This window comes from Conexibacter woesei DSM 14684 (genome assembly GCF_000025265.1).
GTDB lineage: Bacteria > Actinomycetota > Thermoleophilia > Solirubrobacterales > Solirubrobacteraceae > Conexibacter > Conexibacter woesei.
Window position 1 is genome coordinate 994,178 of record NC_013739.1, and the last position, 17,650, is coordinate 1,011,827.

At 73.6% G+C, this 17,650-nt stretch carries 16 protein-coding genes; 10 read left to right on the forward strand and 6 right to left on the reverse strand.

From position 1 onward, the window contains the following. The first annotated feature begins 89 nt into the window (after nt 1-89). Entirely contained in the window at nt 90-749 is a 660-nt protein-coding gene (locus CWOE_RS04770) for a sulfotransferase family protein (RefSeq protein ID WP_012932440.1), read from the forward strand. A 68-nt stretch (nt 750-817) separates the two neighbouring features. Next, a complete protein-coding gene (locus CWOE_RS04775; protein ID WP_012932441.1) occupies nt 818-1,126 on the forward strand; it encodes a hypothetical protein in 309 nt (102 codons plus the stop codon). Here the strand turns inward: CWOE_RS04775 and CWOE_RS04780 are convergent. From CWOE_RS04780 to CWOE_RS04790, 3 genes are all read right to left on the reverse strand, one after another. Then, entirely contained in the window at nt 1,123-1,704 is a 582-nt protein-coding gene (locus CWOE_RS04780; protein WP_012932442.1) for a DUF3105 domain-containing protein, read from the reverse strand. The genes CWOE_RS04775 and CWOE_RS04780 overlap by 4 nt on opposite strands. A 9-nt stretch (nt 1,705-1,713) precedes the next feature. Then, on the reverse strand, nt 1,714-4,029 hold the full coding sequence (locus CWOE_RS04785; protein WP_041730112.1) for an OmpA family protein: 2,316 nt from the start codon (nt 4,027-4,029) through the stop codon (nt 1,714-1,716). Between the two features lie 98 nt (nt 4,030-4,127). Next, nucleotides 4,128-5,027, reverse strand: coding sequence for an acyl-CoA thioesterase (locus tag CWOE_RS04790; protein ID WP_012932444.1), 900 nt, complete (start codon nt 5,025-5,027; stop codon nt 4,128-4,130). Between the two features lie 54 nt (nt 5,028-5,081). On the opposite strand from CWOE_RS04790, the gene CWOE_RS04795 reads away from it, so the two are divergent. The 5 genes from CWOE_RS04795 (at nt 5,082) to CWOE_RS04815 (ending at nt 10,713) form a co-directional block, all read left to right on the forward strand. Beyond that, nucleotides 5,082-5,870, forward strand: a complete 789-nt coding sequence (locus CWOE_RS04795) for a crotonase/enoyl-CoA hydratase family protein (RefSeq protein WP_012932445.1) — start codon at nt 5,082-5,084, stop codon at nt 5,868-5,870. A gap of 18 nt (nt 5,871-5,888) precedes the next feature. Next, the gene (locus CWOE_RS04800; RefSeq protein ID WP_012932446.1) at nt 5,889-7,025 is read left to right on the forward strand and encodes an acyl-CoA dehydrogenase family protein; all 1,137 of its coding nucleotides are present in this window, start codon (nt 5,889-5,891) and stop codon (nt 7,023-7,025) included. Between the two features lie 17 nt (nt 7,026-7,042). After that, complete coding sequence (locus CWOE_RS04805) at nt 7,043-8,101, forward strand: acyl-CoA dehydrogenase family protein (protein WP_012932447.1); 1,059 nt, start codon at nt 7,043-7,045, stop codon at nt 8,099-8,101. A gap of 13 nt (nt 8,102-8,114) precedes the next feature. After that, a complete protein-coding gene (locus CWOE_RS04810; RefSeq protein WP_012932448.1) occupies nt 8,115-8,642 on the forward strand; it encodes a GNAT family N-acetyltransferase in 528 nt (175 codons plus the stop codon). Nucleotides 8,643-8,721: 79 nt separating this feature from the next. Next, nucleotides 8,722-10,713: a hypothetical protein gene (locus tag CWOE_RS04815; protein ID WP_012932449.1), complete on the forward strand. Its 1,992-nt coding sequence runs from the start codon at nt 8,722-8,724 to the stop codon at nt 10,711-10,713. 81 nt (nt 10,714-10,794) lie between these two features. Here the strand turns inward: CWOE_RS04815 and CWOE_RS31840 are convergent, their stop codons facing one another. Beyond that, nucleotides 10,795-11,334: a hypothetical protein gene (locus tag CWOE_RS31840; RefSeq protein WP_012932450.1), complete on the reverse strand. Its 540-nt coding sequence runs from the start codon at nt 11,332-11,334 to the stop codon at nt 10,795-10,797. 111 nt (nt 11,335-11,445) lie between these two features. Here CWOE_RS31840 and CWOE_RS04825 point away from each other — a divergent pair, with 111 nt between their 5' ends. Continuing rightward, on the forward strand, nt 11,446-11,853 hold the full coding sequence (locus CWOE_RS04825) for a VOC family protein (protein ID WP_012932451.1): 408 nt from the start codon (nt 11,446-11,448) through the stop codon (nt 11,851-11,853). Here the strand turns inward: CWOE_RS04825 and CWOE_RS04830 are convergent. After that, on the reverse strand, nt 11,850-12,629 hold the full coding sequence (locus CWOE_RS04830) for an ABC transporter permease (RefSeq protein ID WP_012932452.1): 780 nt from the start codon (nt 12,627-12,629) through the stop codon (nt 11,850-11,852). The genes CWOE_RS04825 and CWOE_RS04830 overlap by 4 nt on opposite strands. A 1-nt stretch (nt 12,630) precedes the next feature. Continuing rightward, nucleotides 12,631-13,632, reverse strand: a complete 1,002-nt coding sequence (locus CWOE_RS04835; RefSeq protein ID WP_041730114.1) for a daunorubicin resistance protein DrrA family ABC transporter ATP-binding protein — start codon at nt 13,630-13,632, stop codon at nt 12,631-12,633. An 85-nt stretch (nt 13,633-13,717) separates the two neighbouring features. Here CWOE_RS04835 and CWOE_RS04840 point away from each other — a divergent pair, with 85 nt between their 5' ends. After that, nucleotides 13,718-16,534, forward strand: coding sequence for a helix-turn-helix transcriptional regulator (locus CWOE_RS04840; RefSeq protein WP_012932454.1), 2,817 nt, complete (start codon nt 13,718-13,720; stop codon nt 16,532-16,534). A 181-nt stretch (nt 16,535-16,715) separates the two neighbouring features. After that, nucleotides 16,716-17,642: a hypothetical protein gene (locus CWOE_RS04845; RefSeq protein ID WP_041730117.1), complete on the forward strand. Its 927-nt coding sequence runs from the start codon at nt 16,716-16,718 to the stop codon at nt 17,640-17,642. The last annotated feature ends 8 nt before the right edge of the window (nt 17,643-17,650 follow it).

Consider the following 17,650-nt stretch of genomic DNA (forward strand, 5'->3'; position numbering starts at 1 on the left):
GTGCCCGCGACGCGCCAACCTTCGCACCCGTTTCCGGACGGTCGATAGGGTCCGCTCGTCCCCCGTCACGACGTGCCCCGGAGGTTGAGATGAAGGTGATCGGAGTCGGCTTCGGCCGCACCGGCACGATGTCGCTCAAGCAGGCGCTCGCGGATCTCGGCGCCGGACCGTGCTTCCACATGATCGATCTGATCATGGGCGAGCGGAAGGTGCGCGACCTGCCCTACTGGGTGCGGATCGCCGACGGCGAGCCGGTCGACTGGAACGAGGTCTTCGACGGCTGGAACGCGACGGTCGACTGGCCGGCGGCGTCGAAGTGGCGCGAGCTGGTCGCCGCGTTCCCGGACGCGCCCGTGCTGCTCAACGTGCGCGAGTTCGACGGCTGGTACGCCAGCTGCGCGAACACGATACGCGCGGTCAAGCTCGCCGCGCAGGCGGGCGAGCTGGAGCCGGACGCCAACCGCGAGGAGCCGGCGCCGGAGCTGTGGGGCGTGATCGAGCGGCTGATCTGGGAGGGCGACTTCCAGGGCAGATTCGAGGATCGCGCGTGGATGCGGACGATGTACGACGAGCGGATCGAGGAGATCCGCGCGACCGTCCCGGCCGAGCGGCTGACGGTCTGGAGCATCGGCGACGGCTGGCAGCCGCTGGCGGACATGCTCGGCGTCGCGGCGCCGCCGACGCCGTTCCCGCGGCTGCACGACACGAACGACTTCCGCGTCGAGTTCGGGCTGCCGGCGCTGGCGTAGCGGCAGGCGGCGCACGCCCGGGCGGCAGCGTCCGGGCGGGCGCCTGCGGGGGCGGTACCCTCCGCCGCATGGACCAGCTGTTGAAGCTCACCGCCGACGCCGGGGTCGAGGTGTCGGCGGCCGAGACCGCGCTCGAGGACGAGATGCCGCAGGCCGCCCGCGACGCGCTCGACCGTGCCGACGACCTGCTCGACGATCTGCGCGAGCGCTGGCCGTCGATGTCGCCGGTCGAGCGCAGCGTGATCGGCGGCGCGGCCGGCGCGGTGCGCCGTCGCCGCGACGCCGTCGCCGCGCGCGTCCCTGTCCGCAGAGTCGTGACCGACGTCGCCGCCGAGGTCGACCCCGAGCAGGACGAGGATCCCGAGGCGGAGAGCTAGCCCTCCGCCAGCGATCTGTACAGCTCGGCGGTGAACCGCCGCAGCTGCGCGACCTGCTCGGCGCCGGCCTCCGAGCACGTCATCTCGATGCCGGACCGGACCGCGACCAGCGCTGCGCGCTGCACGCGGGGCGCCGTCAGCAACGGCACCTTCTGCTCGTTCGCGAGCGCCTGCAGCGCTCGCAGGTCGCCGAGGTCGCCGGCGGCCACGTCGTCGCGGTAGTACGCCACGACGAAGCCGTGCGAGGCGGAGTGCAGCGAGGCGGTCGGGTCGACCGGCTCGGTGTGGAAGCGCGGCTGCGGGAGCTGCGCCTTCGCGGCGAGCAGGCGTCGCTCGAACGCATGCTGGCGGTCGACCTCGCGCTGGTCGTTGGTGACCGTGAAGCGCAGGTCGCTCTCGCGGCAGCCGTCGTGGATCCCTGCCGCCGCCGGCGCCGGGCCGGAGGAGCCGAGCCCGAAGACGAGCGCGCAGATGGCGAACGTTCCGACGACGAACGCGGCGAGCGCGCAGACGGCGCGGCGGGAGATCCCCGCCGCGCCGTCGCGGTCCACGCCGTCGCGATCGGTGCGCAGACCCATCGCGCGCGCCTAGCGGTAGGAGAGCGTCAGCTCGACGCGGCGGTTCAGCCTGCGTCCCTGCGCGGTGTCGTTGGTCGCGCGCGGGCGGCTCTCGCCGGCGCTGCGCGTCCGCAGCGGCGCCTTCACGCCCAGTCGGCGCAGCTCCGCGCAGACCGCCTTCGCGCGGGCGAGCCCGAGCGCGCGGTTGGCGACGACGCCGCCGTCGGAGTCGGTGTGCCCGGTGCACGTGACCCGCTTGACACCCTTCAGCTGCGGCGCGATCGCGCGGGCATAGCGGCGGCCCTGCGCGAGCAGGGTGTCGTCGCCGACGCGGAACTGGCCGTCGGAGGGGATCACGATCGTGCGCGCCGGCAGCAGCCGTGCGACGCGCGTCGCTCTCAGCACGGTGCCGCCCTTCGTGGTCGCCTTGATCTTGAAGACCGCTCTGACGCCGCCGATGCGGTCGACGAGCTGGCGTCCGCGGGCGTTCAGCTTGACGCCGACGACGGTGCGCGAAGCGCCTCTGCCGGTCAGGCGCCCGCTGCCGATCGCGACGAGCTTCGTCTTCCCGTCGACGGTGACCTTGGCGTAGACCGTGACGACGCACTGGTCGACGACCGCGCCGGTGACCTTGCAGCCGACGGTCGTGCCGGTGCCGCCGAGCCCCGTCGCGATGCTCTCGCCGAGCGCGACTCTGACGGCCGGCTTCACCGGCGCGCGCGGCGCGGGCGCTCTCGGCTGGTCAGCGCCGAGCGTGAAGCGCACGACCTGCACCTGCGAGACGTTGCCGGCCAGATCGCTCTGGCGCACCTCGAACGTGTGGCTGCCCGCGCTGAGTCCAGTGAATCTCACCGGGCTCGCGCACGGCGCCCAGGCGCCGCCGTCGATGCGGCAGCTGAACGTCGCGCCGGCCTCGCCGGCGAACGCGAACGTCGCGGTCGTGCCGCTCGTCGCACCGGGCCCGGACTGGACGGCCGGCGCCGCCGGCGCCTTCGTGTCGAGCGTCCAGGTGTGCGTTGCGGGGGAGGACGGCATGCTGCCCAGCGTCGACTGGCGCACTCTCAGCGTGTGCGTGCCGTCGGCGAGGCCGGTCGGCGTGTAGGGGCTGGTGCAAGCGGTCCAGGCGCCGCCGTCGAGCTGGCACTCGAACGTCGCGCTCGGAACGCCCGTGAACGCGAACGTCGCGGTCGCGGCGTGCGCGGCCGGCGCCGAGACGTACGTCGGCGCGGCCGGCGCCGAGGCGCGCACGGCGACGCCGATGCGGAAGGTGCCGGTCAGCGGCGTCGTCGCCTCGTCGTCGACGGCGTCGAAGTTGATGCCGTACGTGCCGGGCGCGAGCCCGGCCGGCGGCGCCAGTCTGAGCGTCGCTCTCGCCGGGTTGCCCGGCGTCGTCTCGAGCGTCGCCCACGCGGGCAGACCGGAGGCGGAGATCGCGACGGTGTCGGCGGCGTTGCCGTCGGAGGCGGAGAACTCGATCGTGCGCGTCTGGCCCGGCTCGACCTCGTACGGCTCGGTGGAGAGGCCGTCGATCGTCGGCGCGAGCGCGCCGTCCGGGGCGACGCGCATCAGCACGTCGCGCTCGGCGTAGTCGCCCTGCGAGTCGGTGACGCGCGCCTTGTAGATGTAGTGGGCGCCGGCGGCGAACGTGCTCGTCGTCGCGGCGGGGATCGTCACCTGGCCCGTCTGGTCGAGCGTGACGACGTCGGCGTCGGCGGCGTCGGGGTCTTCGGGCTTGAGCCGCGTCGCGTATGTCAGCGTGCCGCCGTCGGCGTCGGAGGCGTTGAGGTTCTGCGAGTAGAGCGAGCCTCTGCCGATGCCGGTGACGACGTCGGAGCCGAGGAACGGCGCGGCGGTCGCCTGCCCGGTGACCTTGCGCACCTGCGCCTCGAACTGGACGTATCCGTTGTCGGAGTTGGCGAGGTTGACGATCCCGGCGATGCGGTTGCCGTTCCGCCAGCGCAGCACGTATCTGCCGTCGGGGGCGCCGTCGGTCGGGAAGGTGATCGTGTCGAGCGGGACGTCGAACTCACCGGCGTACGTGGCCGAGTTGGGCAGGCAGCGGGTCGCGACGGCATCGACCTGCACCGGCGCGCTCTCGCCGGTGGGCGACTCGACGTTGAAGTCGAGATTCTTCTGCGAGCCGACGCCGCTGGGGCAGCCGTAGACCTCCAGGTAGGTCATCGTGCCGTGCAGCCTGCCGTCGGCAGTGACGCTCGCGGTGAAGAAGCCGCCCTGCAGGTGAGCGGCGGAGGCTGGCGCAGTCGCTGCCAGCGGTGCGGCGACGAGCGTCGCGGCGCACGCGATGAGCGCGCGCCGAGCACGGCGCGCGCGAAGTGGATGGGACAACTGAGACCTTCTGTTCTAGCTCGGCGACCGTGCCTGATCGCGCGAACCACGGGGGGATGGTTCCTCCCGTGATCGGCCGGGGATGCGGCGGGCTTGAGTCAGTCGAGCGGCATGAAGATCGCGAGCTGCCGCGAGTGCGCGAGCAGCGTGCCGTCGCCGAGGAACAGCAGCCCGTCCTCCTCCACCAGCCCGTCCTGCGCGGTCGAGCTGCGGTACCAGCCGAGCACCGCCTGGTCGGGCAGGCCGGCGGGCGGTATGTCGGCGCGGAAGTGGATCGTCAGGTCGATCGTCGGCGCGACCGCGGGCCGGTCGAGCGGCTCGAAGCCGGGCGGCCACCAGACGTCGGAGCACAGCGCGACGTAGGCGGCGTCGACCGCGTGCGGCGCGGGCAGCGTGATCCAGCCGCCGGCCTGCGGCGACTCGCCCTCGCGGGGCGCGCGTCCGCTGAACGGGATGCCGCCGAAGCGGGGCGCGAGCTGGACGCGGTGGGAGATCGCGGGTGCGGACTCGTTCACCTGAAGCCAGTGCGCGTCGTCGTCGCGGCGCCAGTCGGCGGGCGCCAGGCGCGGCGCCTCGCGCGGCGGCGCCGGGGCGGCCGCGGGCGGCGCCGGCAGCCACGTGCCGGCGGCGGGCAGGTCGGGCACGGCGAGCGCGGCCAGCCCGGCGAGCACGTCGCGACCGGCCTGGGAGGCGCTGACGCGCACGGTCGTGATGCGCCGCCCGCTGCGCACCGTCTCGACGAGCAGCTCCAGCTCGCCCGCGCCGGCCGGGCGCAGGTAGTGGAGCGTCAGCGAGCGCAGCCGCAGCTCGCCGGCAGGGTCGGCGTGCGCCAGCAGCGCGCGGACGACGATCGCGGCGAGGTAGCCGCCGTTGGCCGCCGTCGGCGCGGCCCAGCCGAGGTCGACGTCGGCGGCGAAGCGGCCGTCGCCGAGCGGCTGCACGGCGGTAGCGGCGTCGAACGAGCGGGGCGGGGTCTCGGCCTCTCCGAAGCTGCTCATGGCCCGGGACGCTAGCACTAGGATGGCCGTCCTAGTCCAGTGACCGGAGGCGGGATGAGCGAGACGACGATCACCACCGAGCGGCGCGGCAACGTCTTCCTGATCGGGCTGAACCGCCCGCACAAGCGCAACGCGTTCACGCTCCGGATGCTCGACGAGCTGGCGCTCGCCGTCGGCGAGCTGGAGTCCGATCCCGACCTCTGGGCCGGCGTGCTGTTCGCGCACGGCGACCACTTCACCGCCGGCCTCGACCTCGGCGACGTCGCGCCGGAGCTGCAGGCCAACGGCCACCTGCGCACTCCGGAAGGCGGGCGCCAGCCGTGGCGCCTGGACGGCGCGCCGTACACGACCCCGCTCGTCGCGGCCGTCGGCGGCTGGTGCCTGACGATCGGGATCGAGCTGATGCTCGCCTCCGACATCCGCGTCGCGGCGTCGGACACGCGCTTCATGCAGCTGGAGGTGCAACGCGGCATCTACCCGTTCTGCGGCGCGACGCTGCGGATGCCGCGCGAGGCCGGCTGGGGCAACGCGATGCGCTGGTTGCTGACGGGTGACGAGTTCGACGCCGCCGAGGCTCACCGGATCGGGCTCGTGCAGGAGGTCGTCGAGCCTGGCCATCAGCTCGAGCGCGCGATCGAGCTGGCCGAGCGGATCGCGACCGTCGCTGCGCCGCTCGGCGTGCGCGCGACGCTCGCCTCGGCGCAGGCGGCGATCCCGTTCGCCGAGCGCGAGGCGGCGATCGGCCTCCAGCCGGCGGCGCTCCCGTTGATGCGCAGCGACGACGGCGCCGAGGGACTGGCTTCGTTCGTCGAGCGCCGCGCGGCGAGGTTCGCCGGGCGGTAGCGCGGGTAGGCGCCCGCCATGGACCTCACCTTCTCCGACGCGGAGACGGCGTTCCGGGACGAGCTGCGCGCGTGGATCGCCGCGCACCACCCCGGCGAGGCGCCCGCGGGGGAGGACGAGTCGTTCGCCTGGCGGGTCGCCTGGCAGCGCGAGCTGGCGGGCGGCGGCTGGGCGGCGGTGCAGTGGCCGCGCGAGTACGGCGGCCGCGGCGCGACGCTGGTCGAGTCGGCGATCTTCAACGAGGAGTTGGCGCGCGCTCGCGTGCCGTACCCGGCGAACGTGCTCGGGCTCGCGCTCGGCGGGCCGACGCTGATGGTCCACGGCACGCCGGAGCAGAAGGAGCGCTACCTGCCGCCGATCGTGACCGCCGAGGAGATCTGGTGCCAGGGGTTCTCCGAGCCCGACGCCGGCTCCGACCTCGCAGCGCTCAAGACGCGCGCGGTGAAGGTCGACGGCGGCTGGCGGATCACCGGCCAGAAGGTCTGGACGAGCTTCGCCCACAGCGCGAAGTGGTGCATGCTCGTCGCCCGCTCGGATCCCGAGGCGGCGAAGCACAAGGGCTTGACGTACTTCCTGATGGACATGGACCAGCCGCAGGTGCAGGTCCGCCCGCTGCGCCAGATCACCGGCGCGGCCGAGTTCAACGAGCTGTTCCTGGAGGAGGCGTTCGTCCCCGACGAGAACGTCGTCGGCGGCGTCGGCAACGGCTGGAAGGTTGCGCTGACGACGCTGATGAACGAGCGCGCCGGGCTCGCGTTCGGCCTCCAGGTCGCGCTCAAGGTGCTGCTCGACGAGCTGACCGAGATCGCCGCCGCACGCGGCCTGCTGGACGACGGCTCGGTCGCCGAGCGGCTCGGCGACCTGCACGTACGGGCCGAGATCCTGCGGCTGACCGCCTACCGCGGCCTGACGGCGCAGATGAAGTACGGCCAGCCGGGGCCGGAGGGCTCGCTGACGAAGTGGATGTGGTCGGACACCAACCAGCGCGCGACCGAGCTGGCCGTCGAGCTGCTGGGACCGGAGGCGCTCGCGACCGACTCGCGCTGGTCGTTCGAGCTGCTGCGCGCCCGCGGCAACTCGATCGAGGGCGGCACGACCGAGATCCTCAAGAACATCGTCGCCGAGCGCGTGCTCGGCCTGCCGCGGCTGCGCTGAGCGGGGAGCTGACGCCGATGCACTTCGACTTCACCGACGACCAGCGCGAGATCAAACGCACCGCGAGAGAGCTGCTGAGCGCGCGCTCGGGGTTCGAGCGGGTGCGCGCGGTCGCCGAGGGCGACGGTGCCTACGACGCCGCGCTGTGGGACGAGCTGGTCGCGCTCGGGTGGACCGGGATCGCGCTGCCGGAGTCGTACGGCGGGCAAGGGCTCGGGGTGCTGGAGCTGACGATCCTGCTGGAGGAGCTGGGTTACGCCGTCACGCCCTCCCGCTTCCTCTCGAACGCCGCCGCCGGCCTGCTGATCGGCGCGGCCGGGTCGCAGCAGCAGCGCGACGCGCTGCTGCCGGGGATCGCGAGCGGGCGGGAGACCGCGACGCTCGCGCTCGCGCGCGACGGCGTCGCGGAGCTGGTGCCGGACGCCGACAGCGCGCGCTGGATCGTCCTCGTTGAGGATGGTCGCGCGGTCGTGCACGACGCCCGCGGCGGGGGCGTCGCGGTGCAGCCGCGCGCGACGATCGACCCGACACGGCGGTACGCGCGCGTCGTCGTCGCCGGCGGCGGCGAGGCGGCCGGGGAGCCGCTCGCCGGAGCGGTCGCGGACGGCCTCGACCGCGCCGAGATCGCGCTTGCGGCAGAGCTGACGGGGATCGCGCAGCGGGCGCTGGAGCTGACGGTCGCCTACGTGAAGGAGCGCAGGCAGTTCGGCACCCCGGTCGGTGCGTTCCAGGCGGTCTCGCACCGCGCGGCGCAGATGCTGCTGGAGACCGAGGGCGCCCGCTCGGCGACGTACTTCGCCGCCTGGGCGGCAGACGCGGAGCCGGCCTCGCTCGCGCGCGGCGCGTCGCTGGCGAAGGCGGCTGCCGCCGACGCCGGTCGCCACGTGACGGCGGCGGCGATCCAGCTGCACGGCGGGATCGGCTTCACGTGGGAGGCCGACGTGCACTGGCTCTACAAGCGCGCGCAGCTCGACGCCGCGCTGCTGGCGCCGGCCGCGTGGCACCGCGCGCGGATCGCGCGGCTGGCCGCGGAGGGCTCCCGCGCCGCCACCCCGACGCCGGCCCCCGCCGCCTAGGAGCGCACGGGCTGTGGTCGGGACCGTCGACGGCAGCGAGCTGACGGCCGGCGCGGCGCCCGGGGGCGAGGTCACGCTCGTCGTCGTCGATCCCGCGCTGAGAGCGCAGGTGCTCGCGCTCGCCCCGCATCCGCCGCAGCGGCGCTGGTCGGGCGTGCCGGGCGACACGCTCGGGCCGGCCGAGCGGGATCCGGCTCAGCGCCCGGTCGCGATCCTGCTCGACGGGCGCCCGGCCGGCTTCCTCGTGCTGCACGGCGGCGTCAGCGCCGGCCGCTTCGTGCGGCCGCACGGAGAACTGCTGATCCGCGCCTTCTTCGTCGACGCGACGTTCCAGGGCCGTGGAGTTGCGCGGCGTGCGCTCGCGCTGCTGCCGGGGTTCGTGCGCGCGCTCGACCCGACCGTCACCCGCCTCGTGCTGACGGTCAACGTCGAGAACGAGCACGCGCAGCGCACCTACACGCGCGCCGGCTTCGTCGACACCGGCGCCCGCTATCAGCGGCCGGGCGGCGGTCCGCAACTGGTGCTCGAGCTGCCGATCTGAGGTATTCTGGCGCAGCGGCGCTCCATTGCGGGGTGCGTGCAGCCAGTTGCCGGAATCGACAGCGACTCAGGAGCAGGCGATGGGGAACAGAGGAAGATGGTTGGCGCTCGTCGCCACCGCAGCGCCGCTCGCCGTGGTGCCCGCGACAACGCACGCCGCGCCGAAGAAGCGTGTGCCGGCGGTTGCTGCGATCGCCGGCGTGACCGGCCCGAAGGCTGCGGTCGTGCCCGGGGCCAAGGTCGTGCTCACGGCAAGAGCCCGCAACATGGCGACGCGCACCAGCCGGGTGTCGGTCGCCTTCCACACCTCGGTCGACGCCCGCCGGGACGGCCGCGACCCCGTGCTCGGCCGCGCCCGCACGGCGCGCCTGAAGCCGGGCGGGCGCGGGACGGCGAAGCTGACCGCCGCCCTCCGTCCGGCGATCCGCCCCGGCACCTACACGCTGTTCGCGTGCGTCCGAGCCGGCGGCAGAACGCGCTGCGCGAAGGCGACGCGCAAGCTCGTCGTGCGGACGAGACGGCTCTGGCTGCCCACCCCCGTGCCGAAGGTCCCGACGCCGCCCGCTCCCGAGCCGCCGCGCCCGAGAGACGACGACGCCCTGCCGCCGGACCGGAATCCGGTGCTCACGCTCCAGGTCGCTTCCGACGTCGAGTGGTCGACCGGCCGGCGACCCGACGGGAACCTCGCTGCGTCGGGCGACACGATCAGGTCGGTTCTGCGCCTCGGCGCGGGCGTGCCCGGCCAGGCCGGCTACGACCGTGCGAGCGTGCCGGCGGGAGCCGCGACCGGCGATCCGACCCCCGTGGCGGGCGGCGCCCTGGCGCCTCCGGCCGGCGGCTTCGACAACGGCAGCATCCCACTCGACCTGCCGTTCGCGTTCCCGTTCGCCGGTGTGCGCACGACGAGAGTCGCCGTCTCGACGAACGGCTGGATCGCGGCGGCCGACCCGAGCCCGGCGTTCGGCCCGATCGGCGCGGATGCGAGCATCGACTACCGCGGGATCGCGACAGCGTTCGGCGACAACCTCGCCGCGATCGCTCCGTTCCGCACCGACCTCACGCTGGTCCCGCCGCCTGGGCAGGTGCCTGGCCGGATCGTCCTCGTCAGACAGGCCGGCGGCGACAGCGTCGCGATCCGCTGGGAGGCCTATCCGGTGGGTGGCGGCGCGCGCGTGACGTTCGCTGCGGTGCTGTTCAGAGACGGTCGCGTGCGCTTCGACTACCCCGAGCGACCCGCGTTCGCCGCTGACCGGCTGGTCGGGATATCGCCCGGCGTCAGCGGCCAGCCCGCCGATCTCACGGTCGCGAGAGCTCCGGCGATTCCCGCCGAGAGCATCCTCTTCACGCCCAGACCGGCCCCCCCGTCGGCTTCGGCGGCAGCCGGAACGGCGACGCTCACACTGCCGCGTGGCAGTGAGTTCATCAGCGGCGCCGGGTGCTCGCAGACGCTCAGACCGACGCGGACCGCAGAGGGCCTCGTCTCCTGCTCGACGCCGGCGGTCGCCGTCAGCGGCAGCGCGCCGGTGGAGATCAGCTGGAGATATCCGGAATGGATGTGGACGAACCCCGTCCAAGCGGCGACGTGGACGGCCGTGACGTCCACGTGGACCGCCGCGACGGCGACGCGTTCCGCCCAGACGGAGCTGGCCCAGGGCGTCTACCGCGACATGGCCGGCGCGACGCTCACGCTGGCGCCGGCCCTCGTGCTCCCGCTCGGCAGAGTCGGCGTCGAGGTCGACAGCGACCACGTCGACCTCCCCGACGTGCTGCCGCTCCGACGCCCGCGCATCTCCGGCACGCTGCCGGCTGGGCTGACGCCGGTCGGCGCAACGGCCGGCATCAGCCCCACGCTGACTCGGAGCGACCTCGTGGCGCTGTGCGACAGACTGCCCCCGCAGGGCCAGGGCGGCCAGGTCTCGTGCATGCTGCCGACCGCGCTGGAGATCGGCACGCGCTTCACGCTGCTGTTCGACGGGGCGGCGGGGACGAGCTATCCGGGGCTCACGGTCTCGCTCGCGGCGGACAACCTGCCCAGAACGCAGCCTGTGAGCACGACGGTGACGGTCCCGTAGGCGTCAGACTGCGGCCGATGATCGACACCATCGGCCGCACCGTCGTGCTCGTGCGCGACTAGGACGAGGCGCGTGGCCCAATCAGGTGATCGTCAATCTGGGCGTGACAGTGAATCCGGCGCTGGATATCGAGCCTCTGCCGCACGCCGGTATCGTGCTGGTGAAGACGTTGGGTAGTATCGTGTCTCCCCCTCTGGCGTTGGAGTATAGGAAGGGAACGTTCGCGGTGTATAGGCACGGGCCGACCTGGAATTGAACGTTCTGAAGCACGAATAGCGCGCCGGTCGGCAATAGGCTTAGGCTGACGGTGAGCGCTGACCAGGGCAGTCCTAGAATTCTGACGGCGAATCCTCTGCACGGGTTGGGGGACACGGTGATGCTCGTCGCTACGCCGGCCACTCCGTTGATGGCTATCGGCCCTGGGTTGGCGGTCCCCACGACGGTGACGTTGCAACCGAGCGTCGCTATCGGGGAGTTGAAGTTGACCGTCCCGATCGACGTTGCGGTTATTCCGCCTGACGGGCTGATTCTCACTCCTGCCGCTTGAGCGCTCGCGGCGCTCGCGGCGAAGGCGCTCAATACGACGAGCGCTGCGATGAGGCCGGTCCTGGATCGACGCATGCTGCAGCTCCTCTCGGGTTGACGCGGCGCTCTGGCCACGCCGAAATACATTTAAAAGGAGCGATAAGCTACCAACGTCGATCCGGGCGGTCAAACGTCAGACTGCGGCCGATGATCGACACCATCGGCCGCACCGTCGTGCTCGTGCGCGACTACGACGAGGCGCGCGACTTCTACGCGAAGCTCGGCTTCGAGACGCTGCACGACCAGCCGCTGCCGGACGGCCGGCGTTTCCTCCACGTCGGGCTGTCGTCGCAGCCGGGCGTCGGACTGTGGCTGCTGGAGCCGGCGGGCGAGGACGGCGCAGAGCGGATCGGGCGGCAGACCGGCGGCGAGCCGCTGCTGGTGCTCTACACCGGCGACCTCGCCGCCGCGATCGCGGCGGCGAGGGAGGCGGGCGTCGACACCTTCGAGGAGCCGCAGGAGGCGCAGGGCAGCGCGTTCATCCATTTCGCCGACCTCTACGGCAACCACCTCGTGCTCGTCGAGCTGCGCCCGGATCCGGCGGCGACCGTCTAGACCGACCGCTGGTAGGAGCGGAAGGCGCGCGTCGCGACCCAGCCGCACAGCACGGTCAGCAGCGCGAGCAGGCCGAGGCGGGTGCCGACCATCCCCCAGTCGACGTCCTCGGCGGTGAGCGCTTCACGGCCGGCCTCGACCGCCCAGTTGACCGGGTTGAAGCGCGCGATCGACTCGATCCACGCCGGCGCGAGCGACAGGTTCATGAACGCGCCGGAGAGGAACGTCAGCGGCAGCGTCACGAACTGCACGGCGCCGATCATCGTCTCCTGTCTGCGCGTCACGAGCGCAAGCCCGATCGAGAGCGCGCCGACGGCCGTCCCGAGCAGCACCGCGGCGACGATCAGCACGAGCACGCCGGGCACGCCGCCGGCGAAGTCGGCGCCGACGACGACGCCGAGCCCGACGATGATCAGCGTCTGGATCGCGGTCACGATCGCGAGCTGCGCGAGCGGCCCGGCGATCAGCGCGACGCGGCTCGACGGGGACGTCAGGAAGCGGTCGAGGATCCCGCGGTCGAGGTCGTCGAGCATCCCCATCCCGTGCCAGCCGCCGGAGAACATCGCGGTCATCACGACGATGCCGGGCGTCAGGAAGTCTGCGTACGAGTCGCTGCCGAAGCCCGGCAGCTCGACGATCGAGCGGAACAGCTGGCCGAACAGCAGCAGCCAGATGATCGGCTGCGCGAGCGAGATCGCGATCCACCACGGCTGGCGCCACAGGGCGCGCAGCTGCCGGACGGTCAGCCACCAGGAATGTGTCAGCGTCGCGGACATCTCAGCGGCTCCCCACGGTCGCGGTCTCGGTTTCGCTCGCGCCGTCGGAGGCGGCGTCGCCGAAGCTCCGCCCCGCGTAGCGCAGGTAGACGTCGTCGAGCGACGGCCGCGCGACGGTCACCGAGGCGACGGTCAGCCCGCCGGCCTCCAGTGCCGCCAGCACGCTCGGCACCGCACGCGCGCCGTGGTCGGCGCGGGCGCGCAGCGCGCGGCCCTCCAGCACGACCTCGCGGACGCCGTCGACGCCCGCGAGCGCGGCGTGGACCGTGCCCTCGCCGGCGACGTCGTCCGCCAGCTCGACGTGGATCGCCTCGCCGCGCAGCTCGCCCTTGAGCTGCTCCGGCGTGCCCTCGGCGACGACCTTCCCGCGATCGACGATCGCGAGCTGGGACGCGAGCTTGTCGGCCTCCTCCAGGTAGTGCGTCGTCAGCAGGATCGTCAGCCCGTCCTCCCGTGCGAGGCGTCCGATCTCATTCCACATGTCGGCGCGCACCTCGGGATCGAGGCCGGTCGTCGGCTCGTCGAGGAACAGCACCTGCGGCCGCTGGATGAGCCCGAGCGCGACGTCGAGCCGCCGCTGCATGCCGCCGGAGTAGGTGCCGGCGAGCCGGTCGGCGGCGTCGGCGAGCGTGAAGCGCTCGAGCAGCTCCTGCGCTCGCCTGCGCAGCTCCGCGCCGCCGAGTCCGTGCAGCCGGCCCTGCAGCTCCAGGTTCTCGCGCCCGGTCGCCTCTCTGTCGACGGCGTGCTTCTGGCCGACGACGCCGAGCGCGCGGCGCGCGGCGGCGGGGTCGCGCAGCACGTCGATCCCTGCCACGCGCGCGCTGCCGGCGTCGGGCGCCGACAGCGTCGTGAGGATCTTCACCGTCGTCGACTTGCCCGCGCCGTTGGGGCCGAGCAGCCCGAAGATCGTGCCCGCGGGCACCTGGAAGCTGACGCCGTCGAGCGCACGCACCTCCCCGTAGCTCTTGGTGAGGCCCTCGGCCTCGATCGCGTATCTGGTCATGGCCGCGACACTAGACCCGCGCCGCACCGCTCGCATCACGCGCATCGCCAGTCCTCCGCCGGTGAGTCGCCAGTACGATCGCCCGATGTTGCACGGACGTGAGTCCGAGCTCGTGGCGATCGGCCGCGTGCTCGCCGGGGCGCGAGCAGGGGACGGGGGCGTGCTGGCGCTGCGCGGCGAGCCGGGGATCGGGAAGTCGGCGCTGCTCGACGCGGCGATCGCGACGGCGAGAGCGGCCGCGCCCGGCGCCGCTCCCGGCACGGCGCCGATGCGCGTCCTGCGCGCGGTCGGCGTCGAGGCGGAGTCGGCGCTCGCGTACGCGACGCTGCACCAGCTGCTGCTGCCGCTGCTCGACCATGCCGACGTGCTGCCGCCGCCGCAGCGGCGCGCGCTCGACTGCGCCTTCGGACTCGCCGAGAGCGAGCCGGCCGCGCCGGGCGAGCCGGCCGCCCCGGGCGAGACAGCCGGTGCGACGCCGTTCCTCGTCGGCGTCGCCGCGCTCACGCTGCTGTCCGAGGCGGCGGGAGAGCGGCCTCTGCTGTGCGTCGTCGACGATCTCCAGTGGGCCGACGCGGCCTCGCGCGACGCGCTCGCGTTCGCCGCGCGGCGGCTGCGTGCGGAGCCGATCGCGCTGCTGCTGGGGATCCGCGACGACGAGGCCGTACCGGTCGACACGGCGGGGATCGCGGAGCTGCGGCTCACGGGGCTCGGCGACGGCGACGCGAGCGCGCTGCTCGACGAGCGCTGGGGCAACCGCGTCGCGCCCGCCACCCGCGAGGCGCTGATGCGCGTGACGGGCGGCAACCCGCTCGCGCTGATCGAGCTGCCGGGTGCGCTGACCGGCTGGCAGCTCGCCGGCCACGACCCCGCGCGCGAGCCGCTGCCGCTCGCCGGCGAGCTGGAGCAGGCGTTCCTCGAACGGGCGCGGCGGCGCGGGCCGGCGGTGCAGCGGCTGTTGCTGCTGGCAGCGGCCGAGGGCAGCGGTCAGCTCGCGACGATCCGCGCGGCGGCGGATCTGCTGGAGCTCGACGCGAGCGCGCTCGATTCGGCCGGCCTCGCCGAGCTGGTGCACGTCGACGGCGCGATGGTCGCCTTCCACCACCCCCTCGTGCGCTCGGCCGTCTACCACGGCGCCAGCGCAGCCGACCGCCGCGCCGCGCACGCCGCGCTCGCGCGCAGCGGCGTCGGCGACGACAGCCGCCGCGCGTGGCACCGCGCCGCCGCCGCCGAGGGGCCCGACGAGGAGGTTGCGCGCGAGCTGGAGTGCTCGGCGGAGAAGACCCTGCGCCGCTCCGGCCATGCGGCCGCGGCCGCGGAGCTGGCGCGCGCGGCCGAGCTGACGTCCGACGAGCCGTTGCGTGTGCGTCGGCTGCTGGGCGCTGCCGACGCGGCGTGGCACGGCGGCGACACGGGGCGCGCACTCGCGCTGCTCGACGCGGCGGAGGGGCGGGCCGAGCCCGGGGACGACGTCGCCCAGCTCGACGTCCGCCTGCTGCGCGGGCTGATCGAGCAGCGCAGCGGGATCCCCGAGGAGTCGGTCGCGCTGCTGGTGCCGGCCGCGGAGGAGGCGGTCGCGATCGATCCGCATCGCGCCGTGCGGCTGCTGAACGCCGCCGCCGACAGCGCCTTCCATGCCGGCGACCTCACGGTGATGGACCAGCTCGCGGGGCTCGCGCAGCGGATGGCGCCGCTGGCGGAGGGTGACGACGCCGAGGTGCTGCGGCTGATGCTCGCGCGCGTCGCGATGGCGCAGGAGGAGCATCCCCAGCCGCTGCCCGCGGAGCTGGCCGCCGCGCTGGAGCGCCTCGACGCGCCCGAGTCGCTCGCGCGCGCCGGCGGGCTCGCGTGGGGCGTCGGCGAGTACGACCTCGGGCGTCGCCTGCGCGCGCGCTCGGTCGCGCAGGCGCGGACGCGCGGGGCTGCCGGGACGCTCGCGTGGGCGCTCGCGGGCGTCGTCGTCGACGACCTGATGCGCGGCGACTTCGCGACCGCCGAGGCGAACGCGCAGGAGGCGCTGCGGCTCGCCCGCGAGACCGGCCAGCCGAACACCGCCTGCCTGCACGCGGCGACGCTCGGCAACCTGGCGCTGTTGCGCGGGCGCGAGGAGGAGGGGGTCGCGCAGCTGGCGGCGGTGCTGGAGGAGGCGATGCGACGGCGTCTGGCGCATCCGCTCACGAGCGTGCGCGCGGCGCTCGCCGACGCCGCGCTCGCGCGCGGTCGCGCGGACGAGGCGGTCGCGCAGTTCGAGCAGATGTGGCGCGGCGGGCCGGTGCCGCACCATCCCGGCATCGCGCACTACAGCCTCGCGGCGTTCGTCGAGGCGTCGGTGCGCGCGGGCCGCCCGGAGGCGTGTCGCGACCTGTTCGCCGGCTACGAGGAGTGGGTGCTGCGGACGGGCGCGATGCCGATGCTGGCGCAGCTGGATCGCTGCCGTGCGCTGTACGCCGAGGACCCGGCGGAGGCCGAGCGGCTGTTCGAGCGGTCGCTCGAGCTGCACGCCGGCAACGACCAGCGCTTCGACGAGGCACGCACGGAGCTGCTGTTCGGCGAGTTCCTGCGGCGCGAGCGCCGCCGCGTCGACGCGCGCGTCCACCTGCGCGCCGCGCTCGACACGTTCGAGCGGATCGGCGCGCCGGTCTGGGCCGAGCGGGCGCGCGCCGAGCTGCGCGCGAGCGGCGAGACCGCGCGCAGACGCGACCCGAGCACGATCGACCAGCTGACGCCGCAGGAGCTGCAGATCGTCCGCTCGGTCGCGGGCGGGGCGATGAACCGCGAGGTCGCGGCGCAGCTGTTCATCAGCCCGCGCACGGTCGACTACCACCTGCGCAAGGTCTTCCGCAAGCTCGGCATCAGCTCGCGCGCCGAGCTGATCCGGCTCGAGCTGCAAGAACCTGTGCGGTAGGTCACTGGAACGACTTACCGCGCAACTCGGGCGGCCGCAGCCGGTTGAAGCACGCATACGCCAACGACCCGACTACGGAGGTCCCATGCGGCGATTCGCTGCACTTGGCGTCGTGACCCTCGCGCTGTTCGCGAGCACGGCTGTGCTCTCTTCCAGCGCTCTTGCGGCAGGTGCGCCCACAGTGGCGACCGGCACGACGTCGAACATCACCGACACGAGAGCGGCGCTCAACGGCACCGTCAACGCGCAGGGCGAGGCGACGAGCTTCGCGTTCCAGTACGGCACGACGGCCGACTACGGCCGGCAGACGAGACCGGTGACGGTCGGCTCCGACTCGACCGACAGAGCGGTCACCGCCGACGTCGACGAGCTGACGCCCGGCACCGAGTACCACTACCGCGTCATCGCGACGAACGCGTCGGGCACGACCGTCGGCGCCGACGCGACCTTCAGAACGACCGGCACGGCGCCGCCGCCGGCGCCGAAGCCGGTCGCGACGACCGGCTCCGCCGCCGCGACGATCGCGGGCGCGACCGTCAACGGCACCGTCAACCCGCAGGGCCGCCCGACCTCGTACTACTTCGAGTTCGGCGAGACGACCAACTACGGCAGCCAGACGCCGCCGCAGGGTGCCGGCGCCGGCACGAGAGCCGTCGCGGTGCAGGCCGGCCTGAGCGGGCTGAGAACCGACACGACGTACCACTACCGCCTCGTCGCGGTCGGCCCGAACAACACCGTCGCCACCGGTGACGACAGAACATTCGTCACCAGCGGCACGGGCTCGACGAGACTGTCGTTCTTCGGCCACACGTCGTTCACCGACCAGAACGGCGTCGGCGGCGTCTTCCTCGGTTGCTTCGGCGGCGTCGAGTGCAGAGGCAGCATGAGACTCGAGCGCAGCGGCAAGCTGCTCGGCGAGCGCAACGGCTACACGATCAGAGCCAACAACGGCGGGATCGTGCACATCACCCTCAACGACCTCGGCAAGAGCCTGCTGCGTTCGCGCGGCACGATGAACGTCAAGACGACGGTGCTCAACGCCAACGGCCAGAGAATGACGGGCACGACGAAGCTGATCCGCTACGCGACGAACGGCCTCAAGGGCTGAGCGTCAGC

Excerpts from the sequence above, each read along its gene's own strand:
- CWOE_RS31840 (WP_012932450.1), bottom strand. The coding sequence starts at position 11,334 with ATGCGTCGATCCAGGACCGGCCTCATCGCAGCGCTCGTCGTATTGAGC.
- CWOE_RS04830 (WP_012932452.1), bottom strand. The coding sequence starts at position 12,629 with ATGTCCGCGACGCTGACACATTCCTGGTGGCTGACCGTCCGGCAGCTG.
- CWOE_RS04780 (WP_012932442.1), bottom strand. The coding sequence starts at position 1,704 with ATGGGTCTGCGCACCGATCGCGACGGCGTGGACCGCGACGGCGCGGCG.
- CWOE_RS04800 (WP_012932446.1), top strand. The coding sequence starts at position 5,889 with ATGGACCTCACCTTCTCCGACGCGGAGACGGCGTTCCGGGACGAGCTG.
- CWOE_RS04840 (WP_012932454.1), top strand. The coding sequence starts at position 13,718 with ATGTTGCACGGACGTGAGTCCGAGCTCGTGGCGATCGGCCGCGTGCTC.
- CWOE_RS04770 (WP_012932440.1), top strand. The coding sequence starts at position 90 with ATGAAGGTGATCGGAGTCGGCTTCGGCCGCACCGGCACGATGTCGCTC.
- CWOE_RS04775 (WP_012932441.1), top strand. The coding sequence starts at position 818 with ATGGACCAGCTGTTGAAGCTCACCGCCGACGCCGGGGTCGAGGTGTCG.
- CWOE_RS04790 (WP_012932444.1), bottom strand. The coding sequence starts at position 5,027 with ATGAGCAGCTTCGGAGAGGCCGAGACCCCGCCCCGCTCGTTCGACGCC.
- CWOE_RS04825 (WP_012932451.1), top strand. The coding sequence starts at position 11,446 with ATGATCGACACCATCGGCCGCACCGTCGTGCTCGTGCGCGACTACGAC.
- CWOE_RS04835 (WP_041730114.1), bottom strand. The coding sequence starts at position 13,632 with ATGACCAGATACGCGATCGAGGCCGAGGGCCTCACCAAGAGCTACGGG.
- CWOE_RS04815 (WP_012932449.1), top strand. The coding sequence starts at position 8,722 with ATGGGGAACAGAGGAAGATGGTTGGCGCTCGTCGCCACCGCAGCGCCG.
- CWOE_RS04795 (WP_012932445.1), top strand. The coding sequence starts at position 5,082 with ATGAGCGAGACGACGATCACCACCGAGCGGCGCGGCAACGTCTTCCTG.
- CWOE_RS04805 (WP_012932447.1), top strand. The coding sequence starts at position 7,043 with ATGCACTTCGACTTCACCGACGACCAGCGCGAGATCAAACGCACCGCG.